The sequence below is a fragment of the Phyllobacterium zundukense genome (genome assembly GCF_025452195.1).
Lineage (GTDB): Bacteria > Pseudomonadota > Alphaproteobacteria > Rhizobiales > Rhizobiaceae > Phyllobacterium > Phyllobacterium zundukense_A.
The window spans coordinates 2,146,803-2,170,476 of record NZ_CP104973.1; the positions used below are offsets into that span (position 1 = coordinate 2,146,803).

Below are 23,674 nucleotides of genomic sequence, written 5' to 3' on the forward strand. Positions count from 1 at the left end.
CTAAAGCCTTTTGCATGTTTGTGAAAAGGGAACAGGGCCGCGACGGGTTTTCCGGGCGGCCTTTTTGTTTGATCGCTTGGACCGCCCGCAACGCCAGATGCAACAAGGGAATTCATGATGCACAGAATTGAAGGCGATGTGGAAATATTCGATACCAAAGGCGGTGTCACGATCACGCGATCCCGTATAGCAACGGCCTATGCCAGCGCTATCGACAGCTATGTCGATGCTCTCGACGAGCGGCGCGGCGCCGTCTTCTCGTCAAATTATGAATATCCGGGCCGCTATACGCGCTGGGATACGGCGATCGTCGATCCGCCGGTCGTGATAACCTCCAATGGCCGCCATATGACCGTTGAGGCGTTGAACAAGCGCGGCGAAATCCTTTTGGCTCCAATCAAGCAAGCCATCGAGACGCTTGAGGAGGTGTCCATCACTGCCGCAAATGCGACCAGGGTTGAACTCGAGATTGCCCTGCCCAGCCGCCAATTCACCGAAGAAGAGCGTTCGCGCATTCCCTCGGTGTTCACGGTCCTGCGCGGCATTGTTGGTTTGTTCTTTACCGAAGACGATGCCAATCTCGGTCTTTATGGCGCGTTCGGTTACGATCTGGCGTTCCAGTTCGATACAGTCCAGTACAAGTTGAAACGTCCGGATGACCAGCGTGATATCGTCCTATATCTGCCGGATGAGATCCTAGTGGTCGACCATCATGCTGCCAAGGCATGGCTCGATCGCTATGACTATGCGTTCGCCGGCGCATCAACCGAGGGTCTGCCGCGGGATACGGCGGCAAAGCCATTCAAGCCGACAGACAAGATACCCGGACGCGGCGATTACAATCCAGGCGAATATGCTGAACTGGTCAAGAAGGCCAAGGAAAGCTTCATGCGTGGCGATCTCTTTGAGGTTGTACCGGGCCAGACATTCTATGAGCGCTGCGAAACCAAACCGTCGGTCATTTCGCGCCGGCTGAAAGCCATCAACCCATCGCCGTATTCGTTCTATATCAATCTTGGCGATAACGAGTATCTGGTCGGCGCTTCGCCGGAAATGTTCGTGCGCGTGGTCGGTCGGCGTATCGAGACTTGCCCGATTTCAGGAACGATCAAGCGCGGTGAAGATGCGATCGCTGACAGCGAGCAGATCATCAAGCTGCTGAACTCAAAAAAAGATGAGTCCGAGCTCACCATGTGCTCCGACGTCGATCGCAATGACAAAAGCCGCGTATGTGAGCCGGGGTCAGTCCGTGTTATCGGGCGTCGCCAGATCGAAATGTATTCGCGGCTCATCCATACGGTCGATCATATCGAGGGCCGCTTGCGTGAGGATATGGATGCATTTGACGGATTCCTGTCGCACGCCTGGGCTGTGACGGTAACCGGAGCTCCGAAGCTTTGGGCTATGCGTTTCATCGAAGAAAACGAGCGCAGTCCTCGCGCGTGGTATGGTGGTGCCATCGGTATGGTCAATTTCAACGGTGACATGAATACTGGCCTGACTTTGCGCACGATCCGCATCAAGGACGGCATAGCGCAGGTTCGCGCGGGCGCTACCTTGCTCTATGATTCAGTTCCCGAGGAAGAGGAGGCCGAGACCGAACTCAAGGCTTCGGCAATGATTGCGGCGGTGCGGGACGCACACAAGAGCAATGTCCTGCCCGAGGAACGCGCTGTCGCGCGAGTAGGAGAGGGGTTGTCGATTCTTCTCGTCGATCACGAGGATTCCTTCGTCCACACCTTGGCGAATTATTTTCGGCAGACCGGTGCAAGCGTGACAACCGTGCGCACGCCGGTTGCCGAGGAGATATTTGACAGGATCAAGCCAGATCTGGTGGTCTCTGTCACCTGGTCCCGGGACGCCGGAGGATTTTGATTGCAAAGCGACGATCAAGAAAGCCCGCAAGCGTGAACTCCCGATCTTTGGCGTTTGCCTCGGTTTGCAGGCGCTTGCCGAGGCCTATGGCGGATCGCTGCGACAGCTGCATGTTCCGATGCACGGCAAACCCTCGCGCATTCGCATTACCAAGCAAGGCAAGATTTTCTCGGGCCTTCCCAAGGAAGTCACGGTGGGTCGCTATCACTCGATCTTCGCCGATCCGGTTCGCCTGCCGGACGAGTTCATCGTTACTGCAGAAACGGAGGACGGTGTCATCATGGCGTTCGAGCACAAAAGCGAGCCGATCGCAGCGGTGCAATTTCATCCGGAGTCAATCATGACACTCGGTCATAACGCTGGTATGCGGATGATCGAGAATGTCGTGGCGCACTTGCCGCGCCGGGCAAAGATACGAGCAGCATGACAGAAGACACCACGGTTCAGCGCATCGCGTTCTGGTCGATTTTCATCGGGATCACCGTGCTTGTGTTGAAATATGGTGCTTATTATGTCACCGGCTCTGTCGCGCTCTATTCCGATGCACTGGAATCGATCGTCAATGTGGTGGCTGCGATGGCTGCGTGGTGGGCGATCCGGGTCAGCTACAAGCCTGCCGACCAGAATCATCCTTTCGGGCACCATAAGGCCGAATATTTTTCGGCGGTGCTTGAAGGGGTATTGATTGTCGTCGCTGCCTTGCTGATCCTGCGCGAAGTCTGGGTCGCTTGGGAGACGCCCCGGACATTGGAGCAGCCATGGCTTGGTCTTGCGATCAACGGCGGTGCATCGATCATCAACGCGTTCTGGGCTTCCTTGCTCATCAACCGCGGGCGTAAACACAAATCCCCGGCATTGCAGGCCGACGGCAAGCACATCATGACAGATGTGGTGACCTCTGTTGGTGTATTTGCGGGTCTTGTGGGCGCCATCCTGACGGGTTGGACGATCCTTGATCCGATACTCGCGGTGATCGTTGCGCTCAATATCCTTTGGCAGGGATGGGGCGTGATCGGAAATTCCGTGCAGGGCTTGATGGACGTGGGCGTGGCGACGGAAGAGACGATGCGCATCCGCGACGTCATTTCTTCCAATGCCGGCGGTGCACTCGAGGTTCATGATCTGAAGACACGCATCGCCGGCCGAGTAACCTTTATTGAATTTCATCTGGTGGTTGAGGCGAGCATGAGCGTCGGCGATGCACACGTCATTTGCGACCGCATCGAAAATGCGTTGATGGCTGAAATCCCGGACGCCAGTGTGGTCATCCATGTCGAACCCGAAGATGAGGCGAAACTGCCTATCGGGACAGCGGCCGTTCCCTTCGCCTGAGAGACTGACCGTAAATTCGCCATGGCGGGCTGCAAATGGTGCTTTTCTTTGCTCCGATGCTCACGTACCCAAATGTACGCTGCGCTTCAGTGCTCGAAAATCACCATTCTCGCCACCCCGTGACGAACTTTCGGCTCAGTCTCCGACGGTGGTTCGATGCAGTCCTGCAACATTTTGTAACGGATTATTTCAGTCGGTCATGATTTCGTTACAATTATGTTGACATAGAAGCGCTGCCGGGTGACATGTCTCCCAGCAATGCAATTCTCCGTATTTGATGCGACGCCGGGGGCGTACGTCTGGGGACCGTAAATTTTGGCGATACGCATCAGTTCCCTTGAGGATCGAGCGGCCAAAGCGCATGGCAGCGCCGAGCGGATGACCGCGGCTGTTTACAATCTAGTTAACCTTTAACTGCCAGGATTAACTTATGGGTAAACCTTATCTTTATGGACTATTAGCTGGGCTTTCGATGGTCGTTGCTGCTTATCCGGCTAGCGCGCGCAACACCGCGGATTGTGACAAGCTGCAGTCCGGTAAAGCGGAAGTATTGTTAAATACGATTGATCCGCAACCCGACGTCGATAAAGGTAGCGCCGGAGATGCCTGCCCGCAGAAGAGTCAGGCAAATTCGCAGGCGCCGGTAAAGGCGGTACCGATTAGCCTCGGAGCAACAGGCAGTGGGACTATTGTGAAGAAAGCGACCAAGGGTGACATTCTTCCCCAGAGCGAAGGTTCGCTCCACGAGGATCTGACTTTCAAGTACCGAATCTACCGTCCGGAAGTTCAGAGCGGAGATACGATGGTTCTCCTGCACGGTTCAGGCCAGGATGAAACAAGCCTCGTTTCCTTTGCCTCCAAGATCGCACCGAATGCTCTTCTGTTCGCCGTGCGCGGGCGCATAGTGCAGGATGGTTCGAACCGCTGGTATCGTCGGCTGACACCTATCAGTTTCGACCAGCAGGGTATCCGATCTGAAGCGAAAGCTTTTGCCGAATTTCTGAAGCAGGTCACGCGGGAATACAAATTCGACCCCAATCGCACGACATTTCTCGGGTATTCCAATGGCGCCAATCTGGTCAATGCCGTGATGATGCTTTATCCGGATCTGGTGAAACAGGCAGTACTCTTACGTTCGATGCCCGTATTGACAGAATCGACTGAAGCCAATCTCGTCAATGCCCGTGTGTTGACCGTTTCCGGCGCCTCGGATCAGCTATACGCACCCTATGCGCCTGCGCTTGAGGACCTACTGCGCTCGCACGGTGCTCGCGTGGAAGCACGTTCGATCAAATCGGATCATGGATTGGGCAAGGACGATGTGAAAGTCGTCAGCGAGTGGCTGGCTGGCGGCGCGACGGCTCAGCTGAAGAAGAACTAGACAAACTTGCTCTAGCATTCCTCTTGCATCCGGCCCGACAGTCGTTTAATTGTCTGGCCATGAAAACGCGCCCGACCATTCCGTCATTTGTTCAGTCCGCTTCCGCGGATATGACCAATCGCGCATTTCTCCTACCGCTTCTTCTTGACCTTACTGGCGATCGCCGGGCTCGTTAAGAGGAGCGTCCGGCGGTCGAATTGGCCCCGCCAGGCATTAGCTCCTTATTCCTTTACAACACAACTGTAACGCCTAAGAAGAGTGCCAAGATCGCGCCAGATTTTGATGCGCATCGGCCGGAAACGAGAGACAAATGACCGACTTGATCCAACGGAGCATGGGCATGCCCTATGCGGCCAAGAAGTACGAACCTTATCCCGTCGTCGATCTGAAAGATCGCCAATGGCCCTCGAAACGGATAGAGAAAGCGCCCATCTGGTGTTCCGTCGACTTGCGCGATGGAAATCAGGCACTGATAGATCCGATGGGGCATGACAGGAAAGTGCGCATGTTCGCGCTGTTGCTCGAGATGGGATTCAAGGAAATCGAGATCGGTTTTCCTTCAGCCTCGCAAACGGATTTCGACTTTGCGCGCTGGTGTGTGGAGGAAGGCAATGCAGGACCCGATGTTTCCCTGCAGGTGCTGGTGCAGTGCCGTCCGGAGTTGATTACGCGCACCTTCGAGTCCTTGGAAGGCGCGCACAAACCGATTGTGCATTTCTACAATTCAACCAGTGAGTTGCAGCGGCGCGTCGTGTTCAACAAAGACGTTCACGGCATCAAGACCATTGCCACAGATGCCGCCAAAATGATCACGGATATGGCGGCAAGGGCAGGCGGAGGCTATCGTTTTGAATATTCCCCTGAAAGCTTTACGGGCACGGAACTCGAAGTCGCGTTGGAGATCTGCAATGCGGTAACGGAAATCGTCAAGCCAACACCTGACAACAAGTTGATCATCAATTTGCCATCGACGGTGGAGATGTCCACGCCAAACATTTATGCGGATCGCATCGAATGGATGTGCCGTCAGCTCGACAATCGCGAAAATCTGATCATCTCGCTGCATCCGCATAATGATCGCGGTACTGGCGTCGCAACCACGGAACTGGGCTTGATGGCCGGTGCCGATCGCGTCGAAGGCACATTGTTCGGTAATGGCGAGCGCACCGGCAATGTCGATATCGTCACTTTGGCGCTGAATATGTTCACGCAAGGTGTCGATCCCGAACTCGACTGCTCCGACATCAACCGGATGAAGGAAGTGTACGAGTATTCCAACCAGCTTGTTATCCCTGAGCGTCACCCCTATGTCGGTGAACTGGTTTACACGGCGTTCTCGGGATCACATCAGGATGCCATCAACAAGGGTATGAAAGCGATCAAACAAGCTAACAAGATGCTCTGGGAAGTGCCGTATCTGCCCATTGATCCGCAGGATGTCGGGCGCAGCTACGAGGCGATCATCCGCATCAATTCACAGTCCGGCAAGGGTGGCATCGCCTATATTCTTCAAGCCGACTACGGCTTGAATTTGCCGCGCGGAATGCAAGTGGAGTTTCGCGAAGACATTCAGCAGATCACAGACGAGGAGGGCAAGGAAATGCCGTCCAAGCGCATCTACGATCGCTTCCAGGAACTCTATGTCGAACAGCCGGATGCGCGGTTGAAGTTTGTCGACCACCACACTTATCCCGATACTGAACACAAGGGTGTGCGTGTCCTTTCTGCGGAGATTACCGATCGCGGTGAAACGAAACGGATTGAGGGAAGAGGCACCGGTCCGGTCGATGGTTTCATCGACGCTCTTTCGCACTATCTCGGAGTCAAATTATCGGTCGCGAATTATTCGGAACACTCGCTGCAGCACGGCTCGGATGCAGCCGCGATCAGCTATATGGAAATCGAACATCCCGACGGCAAGATTTTTGGTGCAGGTATCAACAAGAACATTGTGACTGCCTCACTTGAGGGCATTGTCTCGGCGGCAAACCGGATAATCGGAAAGTGATGAAGGGCCCCTCGGGGCCCTTCATATATACGGGGAACGAAAATCATTCCGGACAAGTTTCTGATGCAATGGCCGCGACACATGGTTAATGATGTTCTAACCCTAGCTCGTGCCGGAAAATGCTTATGAGTGAGATGCGAGAAAAGATCACCGCCGTTGATGACCGGCGAAAACTTGCCGACGCCGTTCGGGGTGCGCAAATTGCTGCTGCCGATCGCGGCGATGTCGTCGTCGACATGAAGGAAGCGGACCTCGCCAGGATCGAAATTCTTGCCCATGATTTGAAGCCGGTATTCGATGATGTGCCTGTGGACGATCTGCAATGGGATTTCGCAATTTCCAAAGGACAGCAGCCGAGATTGTGGATCGACTCTACGTCGCATGTCATGATGGGCCGTGACCGGCGGACTTATCGTTTCGTTCGCGACACGAGGCTTGGGCGGATTGTGGTGGCGGAATCGCCCGACGTGCAGCCCATTTCAGACGCGGTAACCAATTATATCGCTGAGCGGATTGTCGAGCGTCAGCGCCTGATGGAGGGTGAGAGAATCAACCTTCGCTCAGCCGTCTCCTATCAGAAAGATGAGAACTCTGGTCCCACGGAACCTGCTTCTGTTCGGCTCCCCGCCGTTTCTTCCACCACAACGCGTCGCTCCAGATCGGTTGTGAGCGAGCTGGTCACGGTGTTGACGTGGTTCGTTATCGGCGGTCTGGCGGGTGCAGGTGCGCTCCTCGCATTTTTCTGGGATCGCCTGTCGCCGTACTTTTGAATCACACCGGGGCGAATACAGCGCCGACTTGAAGGTCATGTTCGCGGATGGTCCGGATGGTCATCTGTTCGTCGACAATTCCGCGCTCCACCATATGACATGACCAGCCGATATTTGTTTTGGCAATGGAAAACAGATTGAACGCCGCAGGAGGCTTGTGATTCCCACCAAAACTCTGGCTTGCTGACGGGACGCATATCACTGGTATTGTCCAACTTGGACCGTCTATCTCGTAGCGTGTCGCCAGGTGCGTATGGCCATGGAGAACCAATTCACCACCATGTTGGCGAACTGTTCGCTGAAAAAGACCGATGCCAAGCAGGCGCTTGTGAGAAGGCGCGGCGCCGCGCACTGGCGGATGGTGGATCATAATCACACGAAACAGGCCGCGTTTACCTGTTTCATCGAGAAGTTCACCCAATTTTCGAGCTTGCCGCTCGCGGATATCGCCGGTTGCCATGAAGGGAGCGGTAGCGCGCGCTGAGGAAATTCCAATAAGCGCTACGTCGCCGCGGACACGAAGATAGGGGAACTCCACAGGGCTGTTTGCCGCTGCCTGCGCGTCCCCTCGCATCCATGGTTGCCAAAAGCGCCGCGTCTTTTTCAACGCGCCCGGCACGTACGCGTCATGATTACCGGGAACGACCGAAACGTCAGCGGGGTCACCCAATGTCTTAAGCCAGCGCTGCGCGGTCTCCAGTTCCTCATCCAGAGCCAAGTTCACGAGATCGCCGGTGACGGCGATATGATCCGGGGACTGCGCCTTCATATCGGCCACAAGAACGTCCACTGTACCACTCGTCATCGAGCCCTTGCGGTTCGATCGCCAATTGATGTAGCCAGTAATGCGCTTGGAGATCAATTCACGCAAAGTCAGCGCGGGTAAAGGCGACAGGTGTATGTCGGAGATATGAGCGAGGTGGAACATCAGCTCAGCTTTATGAGAGTATTGGCACGAAATCCAGTGATACAACCGTCGCATACCGGAGCCAAGGTCAGGCAGAATGGCTGAAAAACGTTCAAAATGGCGTCATCGCCTGTTCCATACCTACTTTCTGCTTCGTCGCCCCATGACCCTCGGCGCCCGCGGTGTTGTTCTGGATGACAAGGAGCAATCAGTATTTCTCATTCGCCACACTTATGTTCCCGGGTGGCAATTTCCCGGTGGCGGGGTGGAAACGGGCCATACGGTTGAACAGACGCTGAAGAAGGAATTGATGGAGGAAGGCAATATCGAGCTGACGGGCCGGCCGCAGCTTTTCGCCATTTATCACAATGCGCACGCGTCAAGACGCGACCACGTTGCGCTTTATATTTGCCGCTCGTTCCGGCAGGTAACACCGTTCATCGCCAATCGCGAGATTGCCGAAGCGGGTTTTTTCAAACTCCAGGCACTACCACGGGATACTACACCATCCACCCGGCGCCGGCTCGCCGAGATTTTAGACGGCGCAGACGTCCCGCCTGACTGGTAGCGATCAGAGGCGGTCGCGATCGTGCGGGGCTGTGTAGTCGATTTCGGGTCCAACAGGAATTATCCCGCTTGGATTGATAGACTTGTGACTGCCATAGTAATGCGCCTTGATGTGTTTCAAGTTCACTGTCGGGGCTACGCCCTGCACCTGATATAGTTCGCGCGTGTAGTTCGACAGGTTCGGATAGTCGGCAATGCGCTGGCGATTGCATTTGAAATGACCGACATAGACAGGATCGAAGCGTAGCAAAGTGGTAAACAGGCGCCAGTCGGCTTCCGTCAATCGATTGCCGACGAGATAACGCTGACGAGACAGCCGTTCCTCCACGAGGTCAAGCGCATCAAACAATTGCGCAAACGCCTCCTCATATGCTTCTTGCGTCGTGGCAAAGCCAGCCCGATAGACGCCGTTGTTGATGTTCGGATAGACCAGTGCATTGACCTCATCGATCTCGCTGCGCAGTGCTTCCGGATAAAAATCGAGGGAGGCATCGCCGAAGTCGTTGAACGCGGAATTGAACATCCGAATGATCTCTGATGATTCATTGGAAACGATGGTGTTCTGCTGTTTGTCCCAGAGGACCGGCACGGTCACGCGACCTGAATAGTTGGGATCGGCACGCGTGTAGATTTCGTGCAAGTGCTTATAGCCGAAGAGGTGATCGGGTGTTGCGCCATCCTTTTCGTAGAATGTCCAGCCTTCCGCTCCCATGTAATGGTCGACGACTGACACGGAAATTACATCCTGCAGCTGTTTGAGCACGCGGAAAATGAGAGTGCGGTGCGCCCAGGGACAAGCATAGGAAACATATAAATGATAGCGACCAGGTTCGGCCTTGAAGCCTGCATTGCCAGTCGCGCCAGCGCTACCATCAGCAGTCACCCAATTGCGAAATTGTGACTCGGTCCGGATGAAACGGCCGCCAGTGTCCTTTGTATCGTACCACTGGTTGTGCCACACGCCATCAATCAATAAACCCATCTCATCTCCTGGAACCACGTCGTGCGCTGGTTGCATTCAGTATTCGGTTGTTCCTCACAGTTAAGCTCAATTCCTCTCGGTTCCATGACCAAGCCGGTGAACAGAGTGTCACTTTTTGCCGGACAAACCGGATTTTCGGTTTACGGCCGTTTCTTTTGATGTTACGCGGACGGAAAAGGAGACTTTTGTGGCAGGAATTCTGTTCATCCGACGATGAAACCCGAACCGGCGCTTTCCAAGCGGCGGAGAATTTCTGTTTTGGCCAACAACTGAAAAGTTCGAGGCGTGTTCCACTCCTTTCAAAAAAGATATCCAGCATGCTGACCCATGTCGTGACTTACGCCCCGGAAGAACCGGTGCATGACGCTGCCATAGAAGACATCAACAAGGAAGCTTTCGGACCAGGACGGTTCGCTCGTGCCGCATACCGGATTCGTGAAGGTGGCCCGCACGATCGCACGCTTTCTTTCGTCGCGTTGAACGGCGAGCACGTGGTGGGATCGGTCCGGCTAACGCCCATCCGGATCGGCGCGACGTCGGCTTTGCTTCTCGGCCCGTTGGCTGTACGTCCTGCATGGAAAAATCAGGGTATCGGGGCTGCGCTGATGCGCGCCAGCATGGAAGCGGCGCGTGTCGCTGGGCACCATCTGGTCATCCTTGTCGGTGATGAACCATACTACGCGCCGTTTGGATTTCGCCAGATATCAGGTCATCAGATCGAGATGCCCGCGCCCGTAGACCCGACCCGGTTTCTCTCCTGCGAACTCACGCCGCGCGCCCTGGAGGACGTGCAGGGGCGGGTGCGCCACGCTGCGTCAAGCCAAGATTAAGCGCTATTTGCCTTCGCGGTACCACATGCCGCCCAACACCAGGATCATAGCTGCGAGGCCAAGGAAGCCTGAAAATAGTGGCAGACGATTGACACTCTTGAGGATCGTTTCGTTGGTCGGGCGCAACCCGATCCAGTTGTCGCCACTCGCGCTCGCCATGCCGCGCGACGCGACGATATTGGGAACCTCGATTGTGCTCTGGTCGATGGTTGGCCGCAGCCGGCGCGTTCCGCCACCGGTTTCGCGTGCTAGCGGGTCGAGCTTGTCAGGCGTGGAAACATTATCGCTGAATTCCGGTGCGTCGACCGGTCCGACATGGGCAAGCGTCGTCAGATCACCATTGGCCACCTGATAGAGGCCGATTTCATCGGTATTCACTGAAGCCGTAAAGACCCCTGGCTCGGTTTCCGTCAGGGGAATTGACCTGGTCTTGCCCGATGGCGTGATGATGCTCGCCGGGTTGGCGGTTTTCTGCATGGTCTGCCGGCGGATCTCCAGGTTGCGGCCGCTGCCGGTTGCTGTCAGTGCTTCTTCTTCCAGCTCAGGCTCCTTCATAAGCCAGTGGGCGATGCGCCGGTAAAGCGCCGCATGCGGGCCGCCGCCTTCGAAGCCGCGCGCCCAGAGCCAGCCTTGGTCGGAAAGGAACATGCCCACCCGGCCTTCTCCAACATGATTGAGCACCAGCAATGGCTTATCGCCTGCATCCATGACTGTTGTGCCTTCGGGTTGATTGACGTCAATGACGCGGAACCAGCGGCTCCAGTGCGGTGGCTCCTGCGTGCTGCCTTCAAGGCCACGCGTTACCGGATGGCGTTTACCTTGATCGCTCAGACGCGGATAGAACGCTTTTTCTTCGATGTTCCCCGTCGGCGTCGCAGGCAGGACCGAGAGGAGCGGTGTATTGGCGATCGACATGTTGCCCGCGTATTCGGGACCGGCGGCGATGAGAAGTGCGCCACCCTTTTGGACGTAATCGTTGATGTAGTCGTAATAGAGCAGCGGCAGCACATCGCGGTGCTGATAGCGATCGAAAATGATGAGGTCAAATTGCTCGATCTTGTCGACGAAAAGTTCCCGCGTCGGGAAGGCGATCAGTGACAACTCGTTGATCGGGGTCAGAATCCTGCTTTTCGGGGGGGCGCAAAATGGTGAAGTGCACAAGATCGACAGATGCGTCGGATTTCAAAAGATTGCGCCACGTGCGCTCGCCATTGTGCGGTTCGCCGGAAACCAGCAGGACACGCAGATTTTCGCGAATGCCGTCAACCATGGCAACGGCCCGGTTGTTCACTTCTGTGAGTTCGTTCGGAACGGCATCGACGACAATTTCGACGATGTTCACGCCTGCTCGTGGTAGCGTAACCTCCAGCGGCATTTCCTGACCGATAATAGCATCCTGATTGTTCACCTCATCGCCGTTCACGCGCACGCTAACACGCGCCCGGCCGCCTTGGGGCTCGCCCGATGCTGTCACCTTGTACGTCATTTCCTGCGGCTTGCCGGTCAACCCGAAACGCGGTGCACGAACAAATTGGATACGCCGATCGATCTCGCCGGGCGTGCCGGTGATTAGCCCATGCACGGGAGCGCTGAAACCGAGACCGGCCAAATTGGCGGGGATATCATGAATCTGGCCGTCCGTGATCATGATTGCGCCGCCGATCCGAGCTGGCGGCACATCACGGAAAGTACCATTCAGCGCCTGGAACAGACGTGTCGAGGTTGCGTCATCACTTTCGGTTGCTTGACCAGTTTCGACCGTCCTGACCTCGAATTGCGGTAGCCGGCCGAGTTCTGCCTGAACCTGTTTCAAAGCCGCATCGGTATCTGCAGTGCGGTCGCCGATATCCTGACTCTGGCTGCGGTCGGCAACTACAGCAACGACGCTTTTCAGCGGCTCACGCTCCTCATTCACAACAATCGGATTGAAGAGTGCCATGGCAAATGCTGCAACGGCCAACAGCCGGATCAGACTGCCGCGCTGGCGAAAATAGATTCCGGTCAGCGTCAGAATGAACAGCGGTACGAGCAAAAGCGCGAGAAGCGTGTCTGAAACGAGAGGTTGGAAATCCAATGACAGATACATGACCTAATTCCCCAACCGCTGCAAAAGGTCAGGCACATGCACCTGATCGGATTTGTAATTTCCGGTCAGCATATACATGACAATATTGATGCCGGCGCGGTAAGCGTAAACGCGTTGCATCGGATCGTTGGGGATCGTCGGGTAGAGTGGAGAACCTTCCGCATTCGTTGCCCAAGCACCTGCGAAATCATTGCCGGTTATCATGATGGGCGTGACACCATCTCCTGCCCGCACAGGTCGGTCGGAGCGGGTCTCGGTCGAAAGTGAAGCCTGCACCCACAGGGGACTACCGCGATAGCGGCCAGGGAAATCCTGCAGAATGTAGAAGGATTTGGTCAAGACGTGGTCGCTCGGGACTGGCTCAAGCGGCGGTATGTTGAGCCCGGCAAGAATGTCGCGCAACCTTTGATTGGCGGGGGTCGTCGAGTTGTCGAAACTGATCGCGGCCGCATCCTGATCGCGGGTGTCGAACAGCACCGTTCCCCCTTGCTGCATATATGCATCAATCTTGGCGATCGCCTCTGGCGCCGGCATTTTCGCGGCAGCATCGACAGGCCAATAGATCAAAGGATAGAAGGCGAGTTCATCAGTCGCAGGATTAACGCCGATGGGCTCACCCGGTTCGAGAGCTGTGCTGTCGGAGAGAGCTTTCGACAATCCAAGCAGGCCCGCCTTGCTGACATCGTCGACGGCACCATCACCCGTTATGACGTAGGCGAGATGCGTAGCATTGACGGCCTCGAGAATCGCTTGGTCGCCGGGCTTGCTGTCATTCTGCTGGGCGGATGCGGGAGAAGGGCCAAGGACAAGTATGGCCGGTAACAGGAGGATGGCCAGCGATGCTGCCGCAGCTGTACGATAACGGCGACGCAGATGGCCGCCGAGCCAAAGTACGGCGATGGCGTCCAGTGCCAGTAACAGCGCGGCAAGTGCCAAGAGCGGTCCGCGCAAGGGCCAGGATTCGTCCACCGCATAGCGCGCCGTCATTACCGGAAATGCCAGGTCGGGTCGAACCAGCGGCTTGATTTCGCCGTCAGGCTTGAAAAGGTTGAGGGCCGTCATGGCGTCCTCAACACCGTAGAAGCCGGGAGGATTATCGAAACTCACCTGTGGGCTAGCACCATTCCTGATGAGAAGCGGTCTGGTATCGCCGTTAGGCGGGACAAGCGAACCCTCGGCGTTCAATGTCAGATAGGGTGGAAGGATTTGCGAACCACTTGCGCTATTGTCGTTCGTCAATGGTCCGGCCGCGTTGGACAATGAGACTAGACGGTGCAGCATATCGACAAAACTGCCGCTGATCGGCAGGTTTGACCAAGTGGCTTCAGGTGTTACGTGGAACAGTACCAGCTGACCGCGCTCGCGTGTCTCGCCGGTTACGAGCGGCGTACCGTCCGCCAGATTGGCCCAGCTCTTGTCGTACAGGTCGGAAGACGGCTCTGCGAGAACCTGCCGCGTCACAGTCACATCTTGCGGTGTTGGCAAGCCGGCAAAGGGCCCGTTTGTCGGAAAGGCTGCAACAGGTTGCGATTCCTTCCACGATAACGTGCCGCCGAGAGACCGCTCGCCTTTACGCAACGTGACGGGCAGTAATGGATCCTGATCGCTGTTACCGGCGAGGCGCGGTCCAGCAAAACGGATCAGCGTACCGCCTTTATTGACCCAATCTGAAAGTGTTTGCTCAGTCTCCGGCGGTAGTTTGCCGATATCCGCCATGATGAAAACAGAGGGCTTCTGTTCGAGGAGTTCGGGGACGGCGCGCACAAGTTCCGGGTTACGAGGGCGCAATAGATCGGCAAACGGCTCAAGCGCACGGGATATATAGTAAAGCGGCGAGAGCAGCGGTTGTGAAAGATCTGCGTCGGAACCGGAAAGTAACGCAACGCGCCTTCGCTTGTTGTTGTCGTCAATGAGGTAGGTTGCCCCTGCCTGCGCAGCGCCGTCAATCCGCAATGTGTGGAAGTCATTGCGCAATTCATAAGGCGCGCTGATGACGGCTTCGCCGATGCTCTCGCCCGCCGTGAAGACCAAACCGGTTTCAGCAATACGCCGGCCCTTCTCATCAAATGCGCCTATGGTGATTCCGTTCTGCCCGCGATCATTGCTTGGCCGTACCGCACGAACAGTCAGACCATTAGCGTTGTTGACGGCCTGACGAAGAGCGACCAGCGATGTAATCGATGGTTGGTACCAGATTATGGAAGCGATACCGGAACCTTCGAGCGACTTGACTGCTTCCGCAGCCTGCGGCGTGTCGACACCATCATTGAGATAGGCAAGCCTCGTGCCGGATACGTTTGCAAGAGCCGCTTTTAACCGTGCAAACGCGGCAGGCCGGTCGATGGGGATTGGGCGCACGGCCATAGCCCGGAGCCGTTCTAGAGCTGTGTTGGCGTCGAACGGTCCGATATCGGTGTTGGCTTTTTCGGCCGTACCCAAAATGTAGATCAGCGCCCCGGAGTTCTCTGCGTCGGAAATCAAGCGCTCGGCGGTATCCTTGCGTGAACTCCATTCCTCGTTCGATGACCAGCCATTGTCGAGGACTAGTGCGACGGGGTCCTTGCCCGTCAGGGTTTCAGCTCGGGGATTCCATACAGGTTCCGCAAGCGCGAGAATAACGAAAGCCGCGAGTAATAACCGCAGGAGCGTCAACCACCAAGGGCTTTTGTTGGGTGTCTCTTCCTTCTTCAGAAGCTGAGCAAGGATTTTCAGCGGGGGGAATATTTCCGTGACCGGACGAGGAGGCGTCACCCGTAAAAGCCACCAGATGATTGGAAGAACGATGAGTCCGGCAAGAATGGCAGGCGCACCAAAGGCCAAGGGGAGTGCATTCATGCGCCGTTCCCCTCGTAGCCAACATTGGCGGTCATGTTCATGTGAACCGACACAAGCGCATCGGAGGCCAGGCGATCGGTACGATTAGTGGTGTAACTCCAGCCAATCCGCCGGCAGAAACCGCTGAGGACCTCACGGCGCGCGTAGAACAATCGGCGATAGTCTTCGGCGTAATCCTCGGCACGCCCGAACGTTAGAGACGCGCCGGTTTCAGGATCAATAAATTCGGTGCGCCGCTTGTAGGGGAAATCTTCTTCGGCAGGATCATAGACCTCTATCAGGTGCGCACGGGCGCCAGCTTGAACGAGTTGTTGAAGAAGAGCCAATGTATCTTCCACAGGCTCTAAAAAATCACTGACTAAAACTACCTCGGAAAAGCGCCGCACCCTGCTCAGATCGGGCTTGGCCGGCAGGTTCGTCGTGTGGGCGAGTAGAGTTGCGAGGCGTTCCGCGCCGTTTCGAGCGGATATGGGGTCTGCCACGCCAGGGTAGCCGATCCGCTCACCACTGCGTGATAAAAGTTCATCCAGTGCAAGAACGAGTACCAGAGCCCGCGATTCTTTCGACACATGGGCTTGCTCGGACTTGTACAACATGGACGGCGAAGGATCGGCCCATAGCCACACCGTATGAGCTGCTTCCCATTCCTGATCGCGGATATAAGTACGATCATCGCGTGCAGAGCGGCGCCAGTCGATACGGGAAATGGCCTCACCTTGAGCATAGGGGCGAAATTGCCAGAAAGTCTCGCCAACGCCACTCTTCCGCCGGCCATGCCAACCGGTGTTGACGGTATTGAGAATGCGGCGCGCTTCGACCAGAAGATCAGGTAGCAGAGCGGCACGCTGACGGGCGCGTGCAAGCGCATCCCCTGTGTCAGCCCGTTTTACCTGCGCGCCAATTGCTGCCATCAGAAAGCAACTTTTGTAAGGTTGCCAATAACATCGCGTACATTCATACCGTCGGCGCGCGCAGCGAATGTCAGTGCCATCCGGTGCTGCAATACTGGTTCGGCGAGGGCCTTCACGTCGTCCACCGACGGGGCGAGCCGGCCGTCATAAAGAGCGCGTGCCCGAGCGCAGAGCATCAGGGCCTGGCTAGCGCGAGGGCCGGGGCCCCATGAGATGAATTTTTTTGCAATGTCGTTGTCAGCTCCTGGACGAGCGGAGCGAACGAGCTTGAGAATGGCATCGACCACACCCTCCGGTACCGGCATACGACGAATCAGGTGCTGCATGTCGCGCAGACGCTCAGCATCGATTGTCTTCTCCGCTCTGGCGTCTGAAGTACCCGTGGTCTCCAGAAGGACCCTACGTTCTGCCTCGAGCTCCGGGTAGAGAATGTCAATCTGCATCAAAAACCGGTCGAGCTGCGCCTCCGGTAGCGGATAGGTCCCTTCCTGTTCAAGCGGGTTCTGCGTTGCCAATACATGAAACGGCTGTGGCAAGTCGTGCCGCTCGCCCGCAATCGTAACGTGGTACTCCTGCATGGCCTGCAGGAGCGCCGACTGTGTGCGAGGTGAAGCGCGATTTATTTCGTCTGCCATGAGCAACTGAGCAAAAATAGGGCCTCTGACATAGCGGAAATAACGTTTGCCATTGTCATCCTGTTCCATGACTTCAGAGCCAAGGATATCCGAAGGCATAAGGTCCGGCGTGAATTGAATGCGGCGATCATCGAGACCGAGAACAGTTCCCAGTGTTTCCACCAGCTTTGTCTTGGCCAGGCCAGGGACGCCGACAAGAAGCGCGTGTCCGCCCGCAAGCAGCGCTACCAACGTTCGCTCGATGACGCTTTCCTGTCCAAAGATGACGGTGCCAATGCCCGTCTTTATCCTTGCGATGTCTGCCAGCGCTTTCTCAGCCTCGGCAATCATTGCCTTGGGGTCCGACGGTACCTCAGGTTTAATCATGGTCATTGGTCACCTCACCGCTGGTATCTGCATCGAGTCTTACTTAAATGACTCTAACGTAAAACGACTCTAAGTCACTATGACATGCTGACAAGCGGTCCAACGTTGACTATTTCGTGACGTATATGGAAAAAAGGCAAGCCATGGCAGGACCAGAGGACACTCCACGGGATACAGCAGGGCTCGAAGCCCTGGTCTCACGTGCCGCTGCACCAAGCAAAGGCCTGCCACCTGTCGACAAATGGAATCCCGATTTTTGCGGTGATCTCGACATGGAGATCAAGGCTGATGGTACCTGGTTTTATATGGGCACGCCGATTGGCCGTCCGGCGCTTGTGCGTCTTTTCTCCACGGTCCTGCGCAAGGACGCCGACGGACGGACCTATCTCGTGACACCAGTCGAAAAGGTGGGGATCCGCGTCGAGGATGCACCTTTTTTGGCGGTTGAACTTGATGTCGCAGGCGAAGGTGATGCGCAGGTCATGACGCTGCGCACAAATGTTGGTGATGTCGTCGAGGTGGGCACCATCAATCCGTTGCGATTTGTCATCGATAAAGTCAACGGTGGACTAAAGCCCTACCTCTTGGTGCGGGGCCGTCTCGAGGCGCTGCTGGCACGGCCAGTGATGTACGAGCTGGTTAGCCGTGGGGAGGAAATCGTCATCGACGGAAAGCCCATGTTCGCGGTACGATCAAAGGGAAGTGTGTACCCGATCATGCCATCAGATGAATTGGAAAAGCAGAGCCAATGAGTCTGACCAAGTCCCCGCACGAGGGTTTTTCGGCCCGCGCCTTTTCGCAACGCGTGGCGTTCAAGGGCAGTGAAACGTTGGACCGGGATCACGGCGATCATTTGCTCAATCCTGAACTTGATGCGTTGATCGCAGCAAATCCCCTGCGCGACGCTGCAGTCCTTGTGCCAATTGTGGATCGCGGCGCTGAGGCAAGCGTACTGCTCACCCTGCGCAACGCCAATATGCGCAAGCATTCGGGGCAGGTCGCTTTTCCGGGCGGTGCGATCGATCCGGAAGACGATTACGAGCCGGAGAAAGCGGCGCTACGTGAGGCGCATGAGGAAATCGGGCTCGAAGGTCGTCATGTGGAGGTCATCGGGCGGCTGCCTCGCTACTTGACCACGACCGGCTATTCGATCACGCCGGTACTAGGGCTGGTGCATCCGCCATTTGAACTCACCCTGAACCCCGCTGAAGTCGCCGACGTGTTCGAGGTGCCTTTGTCTTTCCTGATGGATCCCGACAACCATGGTCGCGAAAGCCGGATATGGCAGGAAAAGGAGCGGTTCTACTATACGATGCCATTCGGCGACCGCTTCATCTGGGGCGTAACTGCGGGCATCATCCGGACACTTTATGAAAGGCTTTATTCTTGAGCGCAACTGTTTCCATTGCCGACACTGCTTCGTGGCTCAAAGACGGGTCCTTGCAAAAGCTGCTCGCCGTACTTGCCGCTGATGGCGAGGCTGCGCGCGTTGTCGGCGGTGCGGTAAGAAATACGCTTTTGGGTGAAAAGGTTAGCGATATTGATATCGCTACGACCTGCTTGCCGGAGGTGACTTTGCAGCGTGCGATCAATGCCGGACTGAAGGCTGTTCCGACCGGCATAGACCATGGCACGATCACGGTTATTGCGCATGGGAGACCGTTCGAAGTGACGACTTTGCGCGCTGATATCGAGACAGATGGACGGCATGCTGAAGTTGCCTATGGCCGCGATTGGCAGGTGGATGCAAACCGGCGCGACTTCACCATGAATGCCCTATATGTCGAGGCGGATGGCACCATCGTCGATCTCGTTGGCGGGCTTGCGGATGTCGAAAGCGGCACGCTGCGCTTTATCGGCGATCCGGAGCAGCGTATCCGCGAGGACTATCTGCGTATATTACGGTTCTTCAGATTTTTCGCCTGGTACGGCAAAGGCAGACCTGAAAGCGAGGGATTGAAGGCTTGCGCCCGTCTGAAAGATGGACTGACACGGCTCTCGGCTGAGCGCATCTGGTCGGAGCTCAAGAGATTGCTGAGCGCGCCCGATCCCTCGCGGGCGTTGTTATGGATGCGGCAAGCCGGCGTCCTGACTGCAGTTTTGCCCGAAAGTGAAAAATGGGGCATCGACACGATCCACTCTTTGGTAAAGACCGAGCAGGAGTTGGATTGGGAGGTCGATCCGCTTTTGCGCCTGGCAAGTATGATACCCCCGCAAATCGGCCGCATCGCCGAAATGGCGTCGCGGCTGAAACTTTCCAACAGTGAGCGAGCACGGCTCGAAGCTTGGGCAGAAACCGCAATGCCGCAACAGGAGATTTCCGAGAGCGGATTTGCGAAACAACTTTACCGCAGTGACCAGCAAGGCATGCGAGATCGACTCAGTCTGGCCCTGGTTTCTGCACGTACCGAGGCGATCAACGATAACGCCGCGATGATGAGGGCCGGGCATCTATCCAAATTGCTCGAATATCTCGATAGCTACGAGCGGCCGAAGTTTCCTGTATCCGGCAGCGACCTACTCGCTGCGGGTCTCGACAAAGGACCGGAAATCGGCAAGGTCCAGCGCGCGCTGGAGGAGGACTGGATTAGTTCGGGCTTTACCCTCGAGCGCGATACACTGCTTGCCAAAATTCCTGAATATGCAGGAAAAGCCTGATCAGGCTGCCTGGCCCTTCGACGGCTGGATATTCGCCTTGATTGTTTCAAGCATTGTTTCACGGATCACCGTTTCACCGTGGGTTTCACGCAAATGCTCGGTAGTGCGGCGAATGATTTCAGCTTCGGTGTCGTGACGTGTATGCCACTGGCAACCGGGAACAATGCAATGAAGTTCTTTCATGCCTTCTCTCCCTGTTGTAGGACGCAGAAATACGGCTCTGTCCACAAAAGCGCGGCCCCTTTTGCCGCACAGCAGTTAGCATAACGCATGAAGCGGCTGATTGATCCCCTAAATGTCTATGTCACGGCCATTTGACCGTAGGTGGCATTGACGAGAGAATTGAATCGACATTCCCGCCGGTCTTCAAGCCGAAGATCGTGCCTCGATCATAGAGCAGATTGAATTCGACATAGCGGCCACGGCGGACAAGCTGTTCCTGACGGTCGGCATCTGTCCAGTCGTGATTGAAATTCTGCCGCACGAGATAGGGATAGACTACGGAAAAGGCGCGGCCTACGTCACGCGTGAAATTGAAATCGGCCGTATAGCCGCCGTTTTCGTCGGAGGAGTGTAGCCAGTCATAGAAAATACCGCCGGTTCCTCGCGGCTCCTTGCGATGAGGAAGATAAAAGTACTCGTCGCACCATGTCTTGAATTTCTCATGATCGGCGACGGCTGAATGCTTGTCGCAAACGAATTTCATCGCTTTGTGGAACGCCAGCGTATCCGGATCGTCCTGTGTTCGCTTGCGATCAAGAACCGGCGTGAGATCAGCGCCACCGCCGAACCATTGCCTCGTCGTTACAACCATGCGCGTGTTCATGTGTACGGCGGGGACAAACGGACTTTGAGGATGTGCGATCAACGAGATTCCCGACGCCCAAAAACGGGGGTCTTCGTCAGCCCCGGGTATCTGCTTGCGAAATTCCTGCGAAAACTCGCCATGGACCGTCGAGGTATGGACGCCGACTTTTTCGAAGACGCGGCCGTGCATGACCGACATAACGCCGCCGCCGCCCTTGCCATCATCGCGTTGCCATGGGGTTTGCTTGAAGCGACCTGGAGTGCGGTCCGAGAGCGGTCCGTCCAGCTCGTCTTCCAACTGCTCGAAACTCGCGCAAATCTTGTCGCGCAATTCCACAAACCAAGCGGTCGCCTCAGCTTTCTTTTCATCGAGCGCTTCGGGAAGTACGGCGGGGATATCTGGACGGTCCATGGCAAAGAATCCTTTTTCGCCTGGACATTATCACATCCACTTGAAGCCAAAAGGAAGTTGCTGCTGTTCATTCAGCCTATCCATAAAAAAATGACTCGTTTTCCGGCTTTGCTGCACCTACTCTTACGTTTGTAGGGTTCAGTGAGGGATACGAGATGGTCTCCAAAGCGCCCCGATCGCAATATCCAAAACCGCCGCTTGACGGTTTGCGAAAGAAACTGAAGGAAAGCCGGGAAGCTCCCAGCCAGCAACGCGGTGCATTTGTGCGCGAGAGCTTTAAACTGCCGCGTCTGGCGGCGCGCGAAAAGGCGCGCGAATGGTTCGAGCAATATCCGAAAGCCGCTTATTGGACCGAAATTGAAAGCTGGTATGAGCGTCCTGGCGACATCATTGAATTCACTATGCGCCGCTTGCCGAACGCTGATTGAAAATAGGAAATACCTCGATTCAACAATAAAATTGATGTTCTTTTTCAAATATTTGATTGTTTCGGCCGGAAACGACCCCGATTTTTGAAAATTCTTCAGATTTTCTTCCATTTATGCGGAATTTCGAGTGATCGCAGCTGACAGCCATTTCCAAAGACAGTAGAACTTTGCCAGCACCGGAGAATCTTCCGGACGCATAAGAAAATTCAAGGAGGAAATAATGCGCTTATCGTTGATCTCTGGCGTGGCGTTGGCCGCTGTCATGGCGATGACGTCGTTTGCCAAAGCCGACATCGTCGTCGGAATTATCGCACCTGTGACCGGGCCCGTCGCGGCCTATGGCTTGCAGGTAAAGAATGGAGTCGAGAGCGCTGCCGAAGCCATCAACGCAGCAGGCGGCATCAAGGGCGAAAAGATCGTAACGAAGATCTTTGACGATGCGGGAGAACCCAAGCAGGGCGTCTCGGTTGCCAACCAGGTCGTTGGTGAGGGCATCAAATTCGTCGTGGGCCCAGTGACATCCGGCGTCGCCATGCCTGTATCGGATGTTCTGGCCGAAAACGGTATCGTCATGGTAACGCCTACGGCCACCACTCCCGATCTGACCACACGCGGTCTCGAAACAGTGTTTCGTACCTGCGGCCGTGATGACCAGCAGGCTGATGTTGCCGGCAAGTACATGCTCGACAAGTTCAAGGACAAGCGCATCGCGATCATCTACGACAAAACGCCGTACGGTACCGGTATTGCCAACGGTCTGAAGGCCGTACTCAACAAGGGCGGTGTTACCGAGGTCGTCTTCGAAGGTATCAATGCCGGTGAGAAGGACTACAGCGCGCTCATCACACGCATCAAGTCTGAAAAGGCCGACGTGATCTACTTCGGCGGTTACCATGCGGAGGGCGGCCTTATCGCCCGCCAGTTGAACGACCAGGGAATCAAGGCCCAGATCATCGGCCCCGATGGCTTGTCGAACACCGAATATTGGGCAATTGGCGGCGATGCAGCAGCGGGTACGCTGTTCACGAACAGTGCCGATCCAACCAAGAATCCCGCCGCGGCAAAGGTTGTGGAAGCACTTCAGGCCAAGAACATTCCGGCTGAGGCATTTACGCTCAATGCTTATGCTGCGTTGCAAGTGATTGCCGGAGGTATTGAGAAGGCTGGCTCTGCTGAACCATCCGAGGTTGCGGCAAAGATCAAGTCGGGCGACGCGTTCCCGACTGTAGCAGGTGATCTCAGCTATTCCAGCACCGGAGATCTGAACACGCCAGCTTTCGTCTTCTACAAATGGGAAGGCGGCAAGTCCACCCAGATCGACTGACCAGAACAGTTGGCGGCAAATCCGCCGGCCGGGTCGGCCGGCGGATTATCAGCGGAGCAAAGAAAATTGTCGTTGCGCTTCGGCAGTTGCGATAGCTGCGGAGAGCGCGAGATTGAGCGAGCGGGCGCCAGACACCATTGGAATGATAAGTCTGGCGTCGGCAGCCTGATGAACCTCATCGGGAACACCGGCAGATTCGCGGCCGAACATCAGAATATCACCCGGTGTGAAACTAAAACGAGTATAAGGCTCAGCCGCCTTGGTCGAAAAAAGCAGAACCCGGCGTTTTTCACGAAGCCGCCATTCCTCAAACTGTGTCCAATCGGGATGACGGGTCAGGGCAGCTTGTTCGAGGTAGTCCATTCCGGCGCGTTTCAGCGCACGATCGGAAATATCGAATCCGGCAGGCTCGATGAGATCAACGGCGACGCCAAAACATGCTGCCATACGCAGAATAGTCCCAGCATTACCAGGTATATCTGGTTGGTAGAGTGCAATGCGTAAGTCGGTGTATGCTTCGGTCAACGAGATGCCTTCCATGAGTCGGCGTGGAATGACGA

The 23,674-nt window shown here is 55.9% G+C and carries 19 protein-coding genes and 2 pseudogenes; 12 read left to right on the plus strand and 9 right to left on the minus strand.

Annotated features, from left to right (window positions below; genetic code table 11):
• Positions 1–117 precede the first annotated feature (117 nt).
• The 5 genes and pseudogenes from N8E88_RS22930 to N8E88_RS22950 all read left to right on the plus strand — a co-directional run bounded on the left by N8E88_RS22930 (position 118) and on the right by N8E88_RS22950 (position 7,366).
• Positions 118–2,302, plus strand: a pseudogene (locus N8E88_RS22930) (anthranilate synthase).
• On the plus strand, positions 2,299–3,207 hold the full coding sequence (locus N8E88_RS22935) for a cation diffusion facilitator family transporter (protein ID WP_262292602.1): 909 nt from the start codon (positions 2,299–2,301) through the stop codon (positions 3,205–3,207). The pseudogene N8E88_RS22930 and the gene N8E88_RS22935 overlap by 4 nt, the downstream one beginning before the upstream one ends.
• A 430-nt stretch (positions 3,208–3,637) precedes the next feature.
• The gene (locus N8E88_RS22940; RefSeq protein WP_262292603.1) at positions 3,638–4,588 is read left to right on the plus strand and encodes an alpha/beta hydrolase; all 951 of its coding nucleotides are present in this window, start codon (positions 3,638–3,640) and stop codon (positions 4,586–4,588) included.
• 310 nt (positions 4,589–4,898) lie between these two features.
• Positions 4,899–6,596 carry a 2-isopropylmalate synthase gene (gene leuA / locus N8E88_RS22945; RefSeq protein ID WP_262292604.1) on the plus strand — a complete coding sequence of 566 codons (1,698 nt, stop codon included), beginning with the start codon at positions 4,899–4,901 and terminating at the stop codon, positions 6,594–6,596.
• Positions 6,597–6,721: 125 nt separating this feature from the next.
• Positions 6,722–7,366, plus strand: coding sequence for a hypothetical protein (locus tag N8E88_RS22950; protein WP_262292605.1), 645 nt, complete (start codon positions 6,722–6,724; stop codon positions 7,364–7,366).
• A 1-nt stretch (position 7,367) separates the two neighbouring features.
• Here the strand turns inward: N8E88_RS22950 and N8E88_RS22955 are convergent, their stop codons facing one another.
• The gene (locus tag N8E88_RS22955) at positions 7,368–8,294 is read right to left on the minus strand and encodes a metallophosphoesterase family protein (protein ID WP_262292606.1); all 927 of its coding nucleotides are present in this window, start codon (positions 8,292–8,294) and stop codon (positions 7,368–7,370) included.
• Positions 8,295–8,370: 76 nt separating this feature from the next.
• Between N8E88_RS22955 and N8E88_RS22960 the strand changes: the two genes are divergently transcribed.
• On the plus strand, positions 8,371–8,841 hold the full coding sequence (locus tag N8E88_RS22960; protein ID WP_262292607.1) for an NUDIX domain-containing protein: 471 nt from the start codon (positions 8,371–8,373) through the stop codon (positions 8,839–8,841).
• Between the two features lie 3 nt (positions 8,842–8,844).
• Here the strand turns inward: N8E88_RS22960 and N8E88_RS22965 are convergent, their stop codons facing one another.
• The gene (locus tag N8E88_RS22965) at positions 8,845–9,822 is read right to left on the minus strand and encodes a glutathione S-transferase family protein (protein WP_262292608.1); all 978 of its coding nucleotides are present in this window, start codon (positions 9,820–9,822) and stop codon (positions 8,845–8,847) included.
• A 317-nt stretch (positions 9,823–10,139) separates the two neighbouring features.
• Between N8E88_RS22965 and N8E88_RS22970 the strand changes: the two genes are divergently transcribed.
• Positions 10,140–10,652 (plus strand): GNAT family N-acetyltransferase, encoded by a 513-nt coding sequence (locus N8E88_RS22970; RefSeq protein ID WP_262292609.1) that lies wholly within the window; start codon positions 10,140–10,142, stop codon positions 10,650–10,652.
• A gap of 3 nt (positions 10,653–10,655) precedes the next feature.
• Here the strand turns inward: N8E88_RS22970 and N8E88_RS22975 are convergent.
• The 4 genes and pseudogenes from N8E88_RS22975 to N8E88_RS22990 all read right to left on the minus strand — a co-directional run bounded on the left by N8E88_RS22975 (position 10,656) and on the right by N8E88_RS22990 (position 17,491).
• Positions 10,656–12,732 (minus strand): annotated as a pseudogene (locus N8E88_RS22975) (hypothetical protein).
• 9 nt (positions 12,733–12,741) lie between these two features.
• Positions 12,742–15,573, minus strand: a complete 2,832-nt coding sequence (locus N8E88_RS22980; RefSeq protein WP_262292610.1) for a DUF4159 domain-containing protein — start codon at positions 15,571–15,573, stop codon at positions 12,742–12,744.
• On the minus strand, positions 15,570–16,484 hold the full coding sequence (locus N8E88_RS22985) for a DUF58 domain-containing protein (protein ID WP_262292611.1): 915 nt from the start codon (positions 16,482–16,484) through the stop codon (positions 15,570–15,572). Before N8E88_RS22985 ends, N8E88_RS22980 begins: the two co-directional genes overlap by 4 nt.
• The gene (locus N8E88_RS22990; RefSeq protein WP_262292612.1) at positions 16,484–17,491 is read right to left on the minus strand and encodes an AAA family ATPase; all 1,008 of its coding nucleotides are present in this window, start codon (positions 17,489–17,491) and stop codon (positions 16,484–16,486) included. The genes N8E88_RS22985 and N8E88_RS22990 overlap by 1 nt, the downstream gene beginning before the upstream one ends.
• Before the next feature lie 119 nt (positions 17,492–17,610).
• Between N8E88_RS22990 and N8E88_RS22995 the strand changes: the two genes are divergently transcribed.
• Genes N8E88_RS22995 through N8E88_RS23005 form a run of 3 tightly spaced genes read left to right on the plus strand, consistent with a single transcriptional unit; the run spans position 17,611 to position 20,143 of the window.
• The gene (locus tag N8E88_RS22995) at positions 17,611–18,237 is read left to right on the plus strand and encodes a DUF1285 domain-containing protein (protein ID WP_410010605.1); all 627 of its coding nucleotides are present in this window, start codon (positions 17,611–17,613) and stop codon (positions 18,235–18,237) included.
• Complete coding sequence (locus tag N8E88_RS23000) at positions 18,234–18,875, plus strand: CoA pyrophosphatase (RefSeq protein ID WP_262292614.1); 642 nt, start codon at positions 18,234–18,236, stop codon at positions 18,873–18,875. The genes N8E88_RS22995 and N8E88_RS23000 overlap by 4 nt, the downstream gene beginning before the upstream one ends.
• Positions 18,872–20,143 carry a CCA tRNA nucleotidyltransferase gene (locus N8E88_RS23005; RefSeq protein WP_262292615.1) on the plus strand — a complete coding sequence of 424 codons (1,272 nt, stop codon included), beginning with the start codon at positions 18,872–18,874 and terminating at the stop codon, positions 20,141–20,143. Before N8E88_RS23000 ends, N8E88_RS23005 begins: the two co-directional genes overlap by 4 nt.
• On the opposite strand, the gene N8E88_RS23010 is transcribed toward N8E88_RS23005, so the two are convergent.
• Entirely contained in the window at positions 20,144–20,326 is a 183-nt protein-coding gene (locus tag N8E88_RS23010; protein WP_262292616.1) for a DUF1059 domain-containing protein, read from the minus strand. It lies immediately after the preceding gene.
• Between the two features lie 121 nt (positions 20,327–20,447).
• Complete coding sequence (gene hemF, locus N8E88_RS23015; RefSeq protein ID WP_262292617.1) at positions 20,448–21,362, minus strand: oxygen-dependent coproporphyrinogen oxidase; 915 nt, start codon at positions 21,360–21,362, stop codon at positions 20,448–20,450.
• Positions 21,363–21,517: 155 nt separating this feature from the next.
• Between hemF and N8E88_RS23020 the strand changes: the two genes are divergently transcribed.
• Together N8E88_RS23020 and N8E88_RS23025 are read left to right on the plus strand one after the other, a co-directional pair.
• Positions 21,518–21,790 (plus strand): hypothetical protein, encoded by a 273-nt coding sequence (locus N8E88_RS23020; RefSeq protein WP_262292618.1) that lies wholly within the window; start codon positions 21,518–21,520, stop codon positions 21,788–21,790.
• 220 nt (positions 21,791–22,010) lie between these two features.
• Positions 22,011–23,114: an ABC transporter substrate-binding protein gene (locus N8E88_RS23025; protein ID WP_262292619.1), complete on the plus strand. Its 1,104-nt coding sequence runs from the start codon at positions 22,011–22,013 to the stop codon at positions 23,112–23,114.
• 48 nt (positions 23,115–23,162) lie between these two features.
• Here the strand turns inward: N8E88_RS23025 and N8E88_RS23030 are convergent, their stop codons facing one another.
• Positions 23,163–23,654: a tRNA (cytidine(34)-2'-O)-methyltransferase gene (locus N8E88_RS23030; RefSeq protein ID WP_262292620.1), complete on the minus strand. Its 492-nt coding sequence runs from the start codon at positions 23,652–23,654 to the stop codon at positions 23,163–23,165.
• Between the last annotated feature and the right edge of the window lie 20 nt (positions 23,655–23,674).

Excerpts from the sequence above, each read along its gene's own strand:
- N8E88_RS22935 (WP_262292602.1), top strand. The coding sequence starts at position 2,299 with ATGACAGAAGACACCACGGTTCAGCGCATCGCGTTCTGGTCGATTTTC.
- N8E88_RS22940 (WP_262292603.1), top strand. The coding sequence starts at position 3,638 with ATGGGTAAACCTTATCTTTATGGACTATTAGCTGGGCTTTCGATGGTC.
- leuA (WP_262292604.1), top strand. The coding sequence starts at position 4,899 with ATGACCGACTTGATCCAACGGAGCATGGGCATGCCCTATGCGGCCAAG.
- N8E88_RS22950 (WP_262292605.1), top strand. The coding sequence starts at position 6,722 with ATGAGTGAGATGCGAGAAAAGATCACCGCCGTTGATGACCGGCGAAAA.
- N8E88_RS22955 (WP_262292606.1), bottom strand. The coding sequence starts at position 8,294 with ATGTTCCACCTCGCTCATATCTCCGACATACACCTGTCGCCTTTACCC.
- N8E88_RS22960 (WP_262292607.1), top strand. The coding sequence starts at position 8,371 with ATGGCTGAAAAACGTTCAAAATGGCGTCATCGCCTGTTCCATACCTAC.
- N8E88_RS22965 (WP_262292608.1), bottom strand. The coding sequence starts at position 9,822 with ATGGGTTTATTGATTGATGGCGTGTGGCACAACCAGTGGTACGATACA.
- N8E88_RS22970 (WP_262292609.1), top strand. The coding sequence starts at position 10,140 with ATGCTGACCCATGTCGTGACTTACGCCCCGGAAGAACCGGTGCATGAC.
- N8E88_RS22980 (WP_262292610.1), bottom strand. The coding sequence starts at position 15,573 with ATGAATGCACTCCCCTTGGCCTTTGGTGCGCCTGCCATTCTTGCCGGA.
- N8E88_RS22985 (WP_262292611.1), bottom strand. The coding sequence starts at position 16,484 with ATGGCAGCAATTGGCGCGCAGGTAAAACGGGCTGACACAGGGGATGCG.
- N8E88_RS22990 (WP_262292612.1), bottom strand. The coding sequence starts at position 17,491 with ATGACCATGATTAAACCTGAGGTACCGTCGGACCCCAAGGCAATGATT.
- N8E88_RS22995 (WP_410010605.1), top strand. The coding sequence starts at position 17,611 with ATGGAAAAAAGGCAAGCCATGGCAGGACCAGAGGACACTCCACGGGAT.
- N8E88_RS23000 (WP_262292614.1), top strand. The coding sequence starts at position 18,234 with ATGAGTCTGACCAAGTCCCCGCACGAGGGTTTTTCGGCCCGCGCCTTT.
- N8E88_RS23010 (WP_262292616.1), bottom strand. The coding sequence starts at position 20,326 with ATGAAAGAACTTCATTGCATTGTTCCCGGTTGCCAGTGGCATACACGT.
- hemF (WP_262292617.1), bottom strand. The coding sequence starts at position 21,362 with ATGGACCGTCCAGATATCCCCGCCGTACTTCCCGAAGCGCTCGATGAA.
- N8E88_RS23020 (WP_262292618.1), top strand. The coding sequence starts at position 21,518 with ATGGTCTCCAAAGCGCCCCGATCGCAATATCCAAAACCGCCGCTTGAC.
- N8E88_RS23025 (WP_262292619.1), top strand. The coding sequence starts at position 22,011 with ATGCGCTTATCGTTGATCTCTGGCGTGGCGTTGGCCGCTGTCATGGCG.
- N8E88_RS23030 (WP_262292620.1), bottom strand. The coding sequence starts at position 23,654 with ATGGAAGGCATCTCGTTGACCGAAGCATACACCGACTTACGCATTGCA.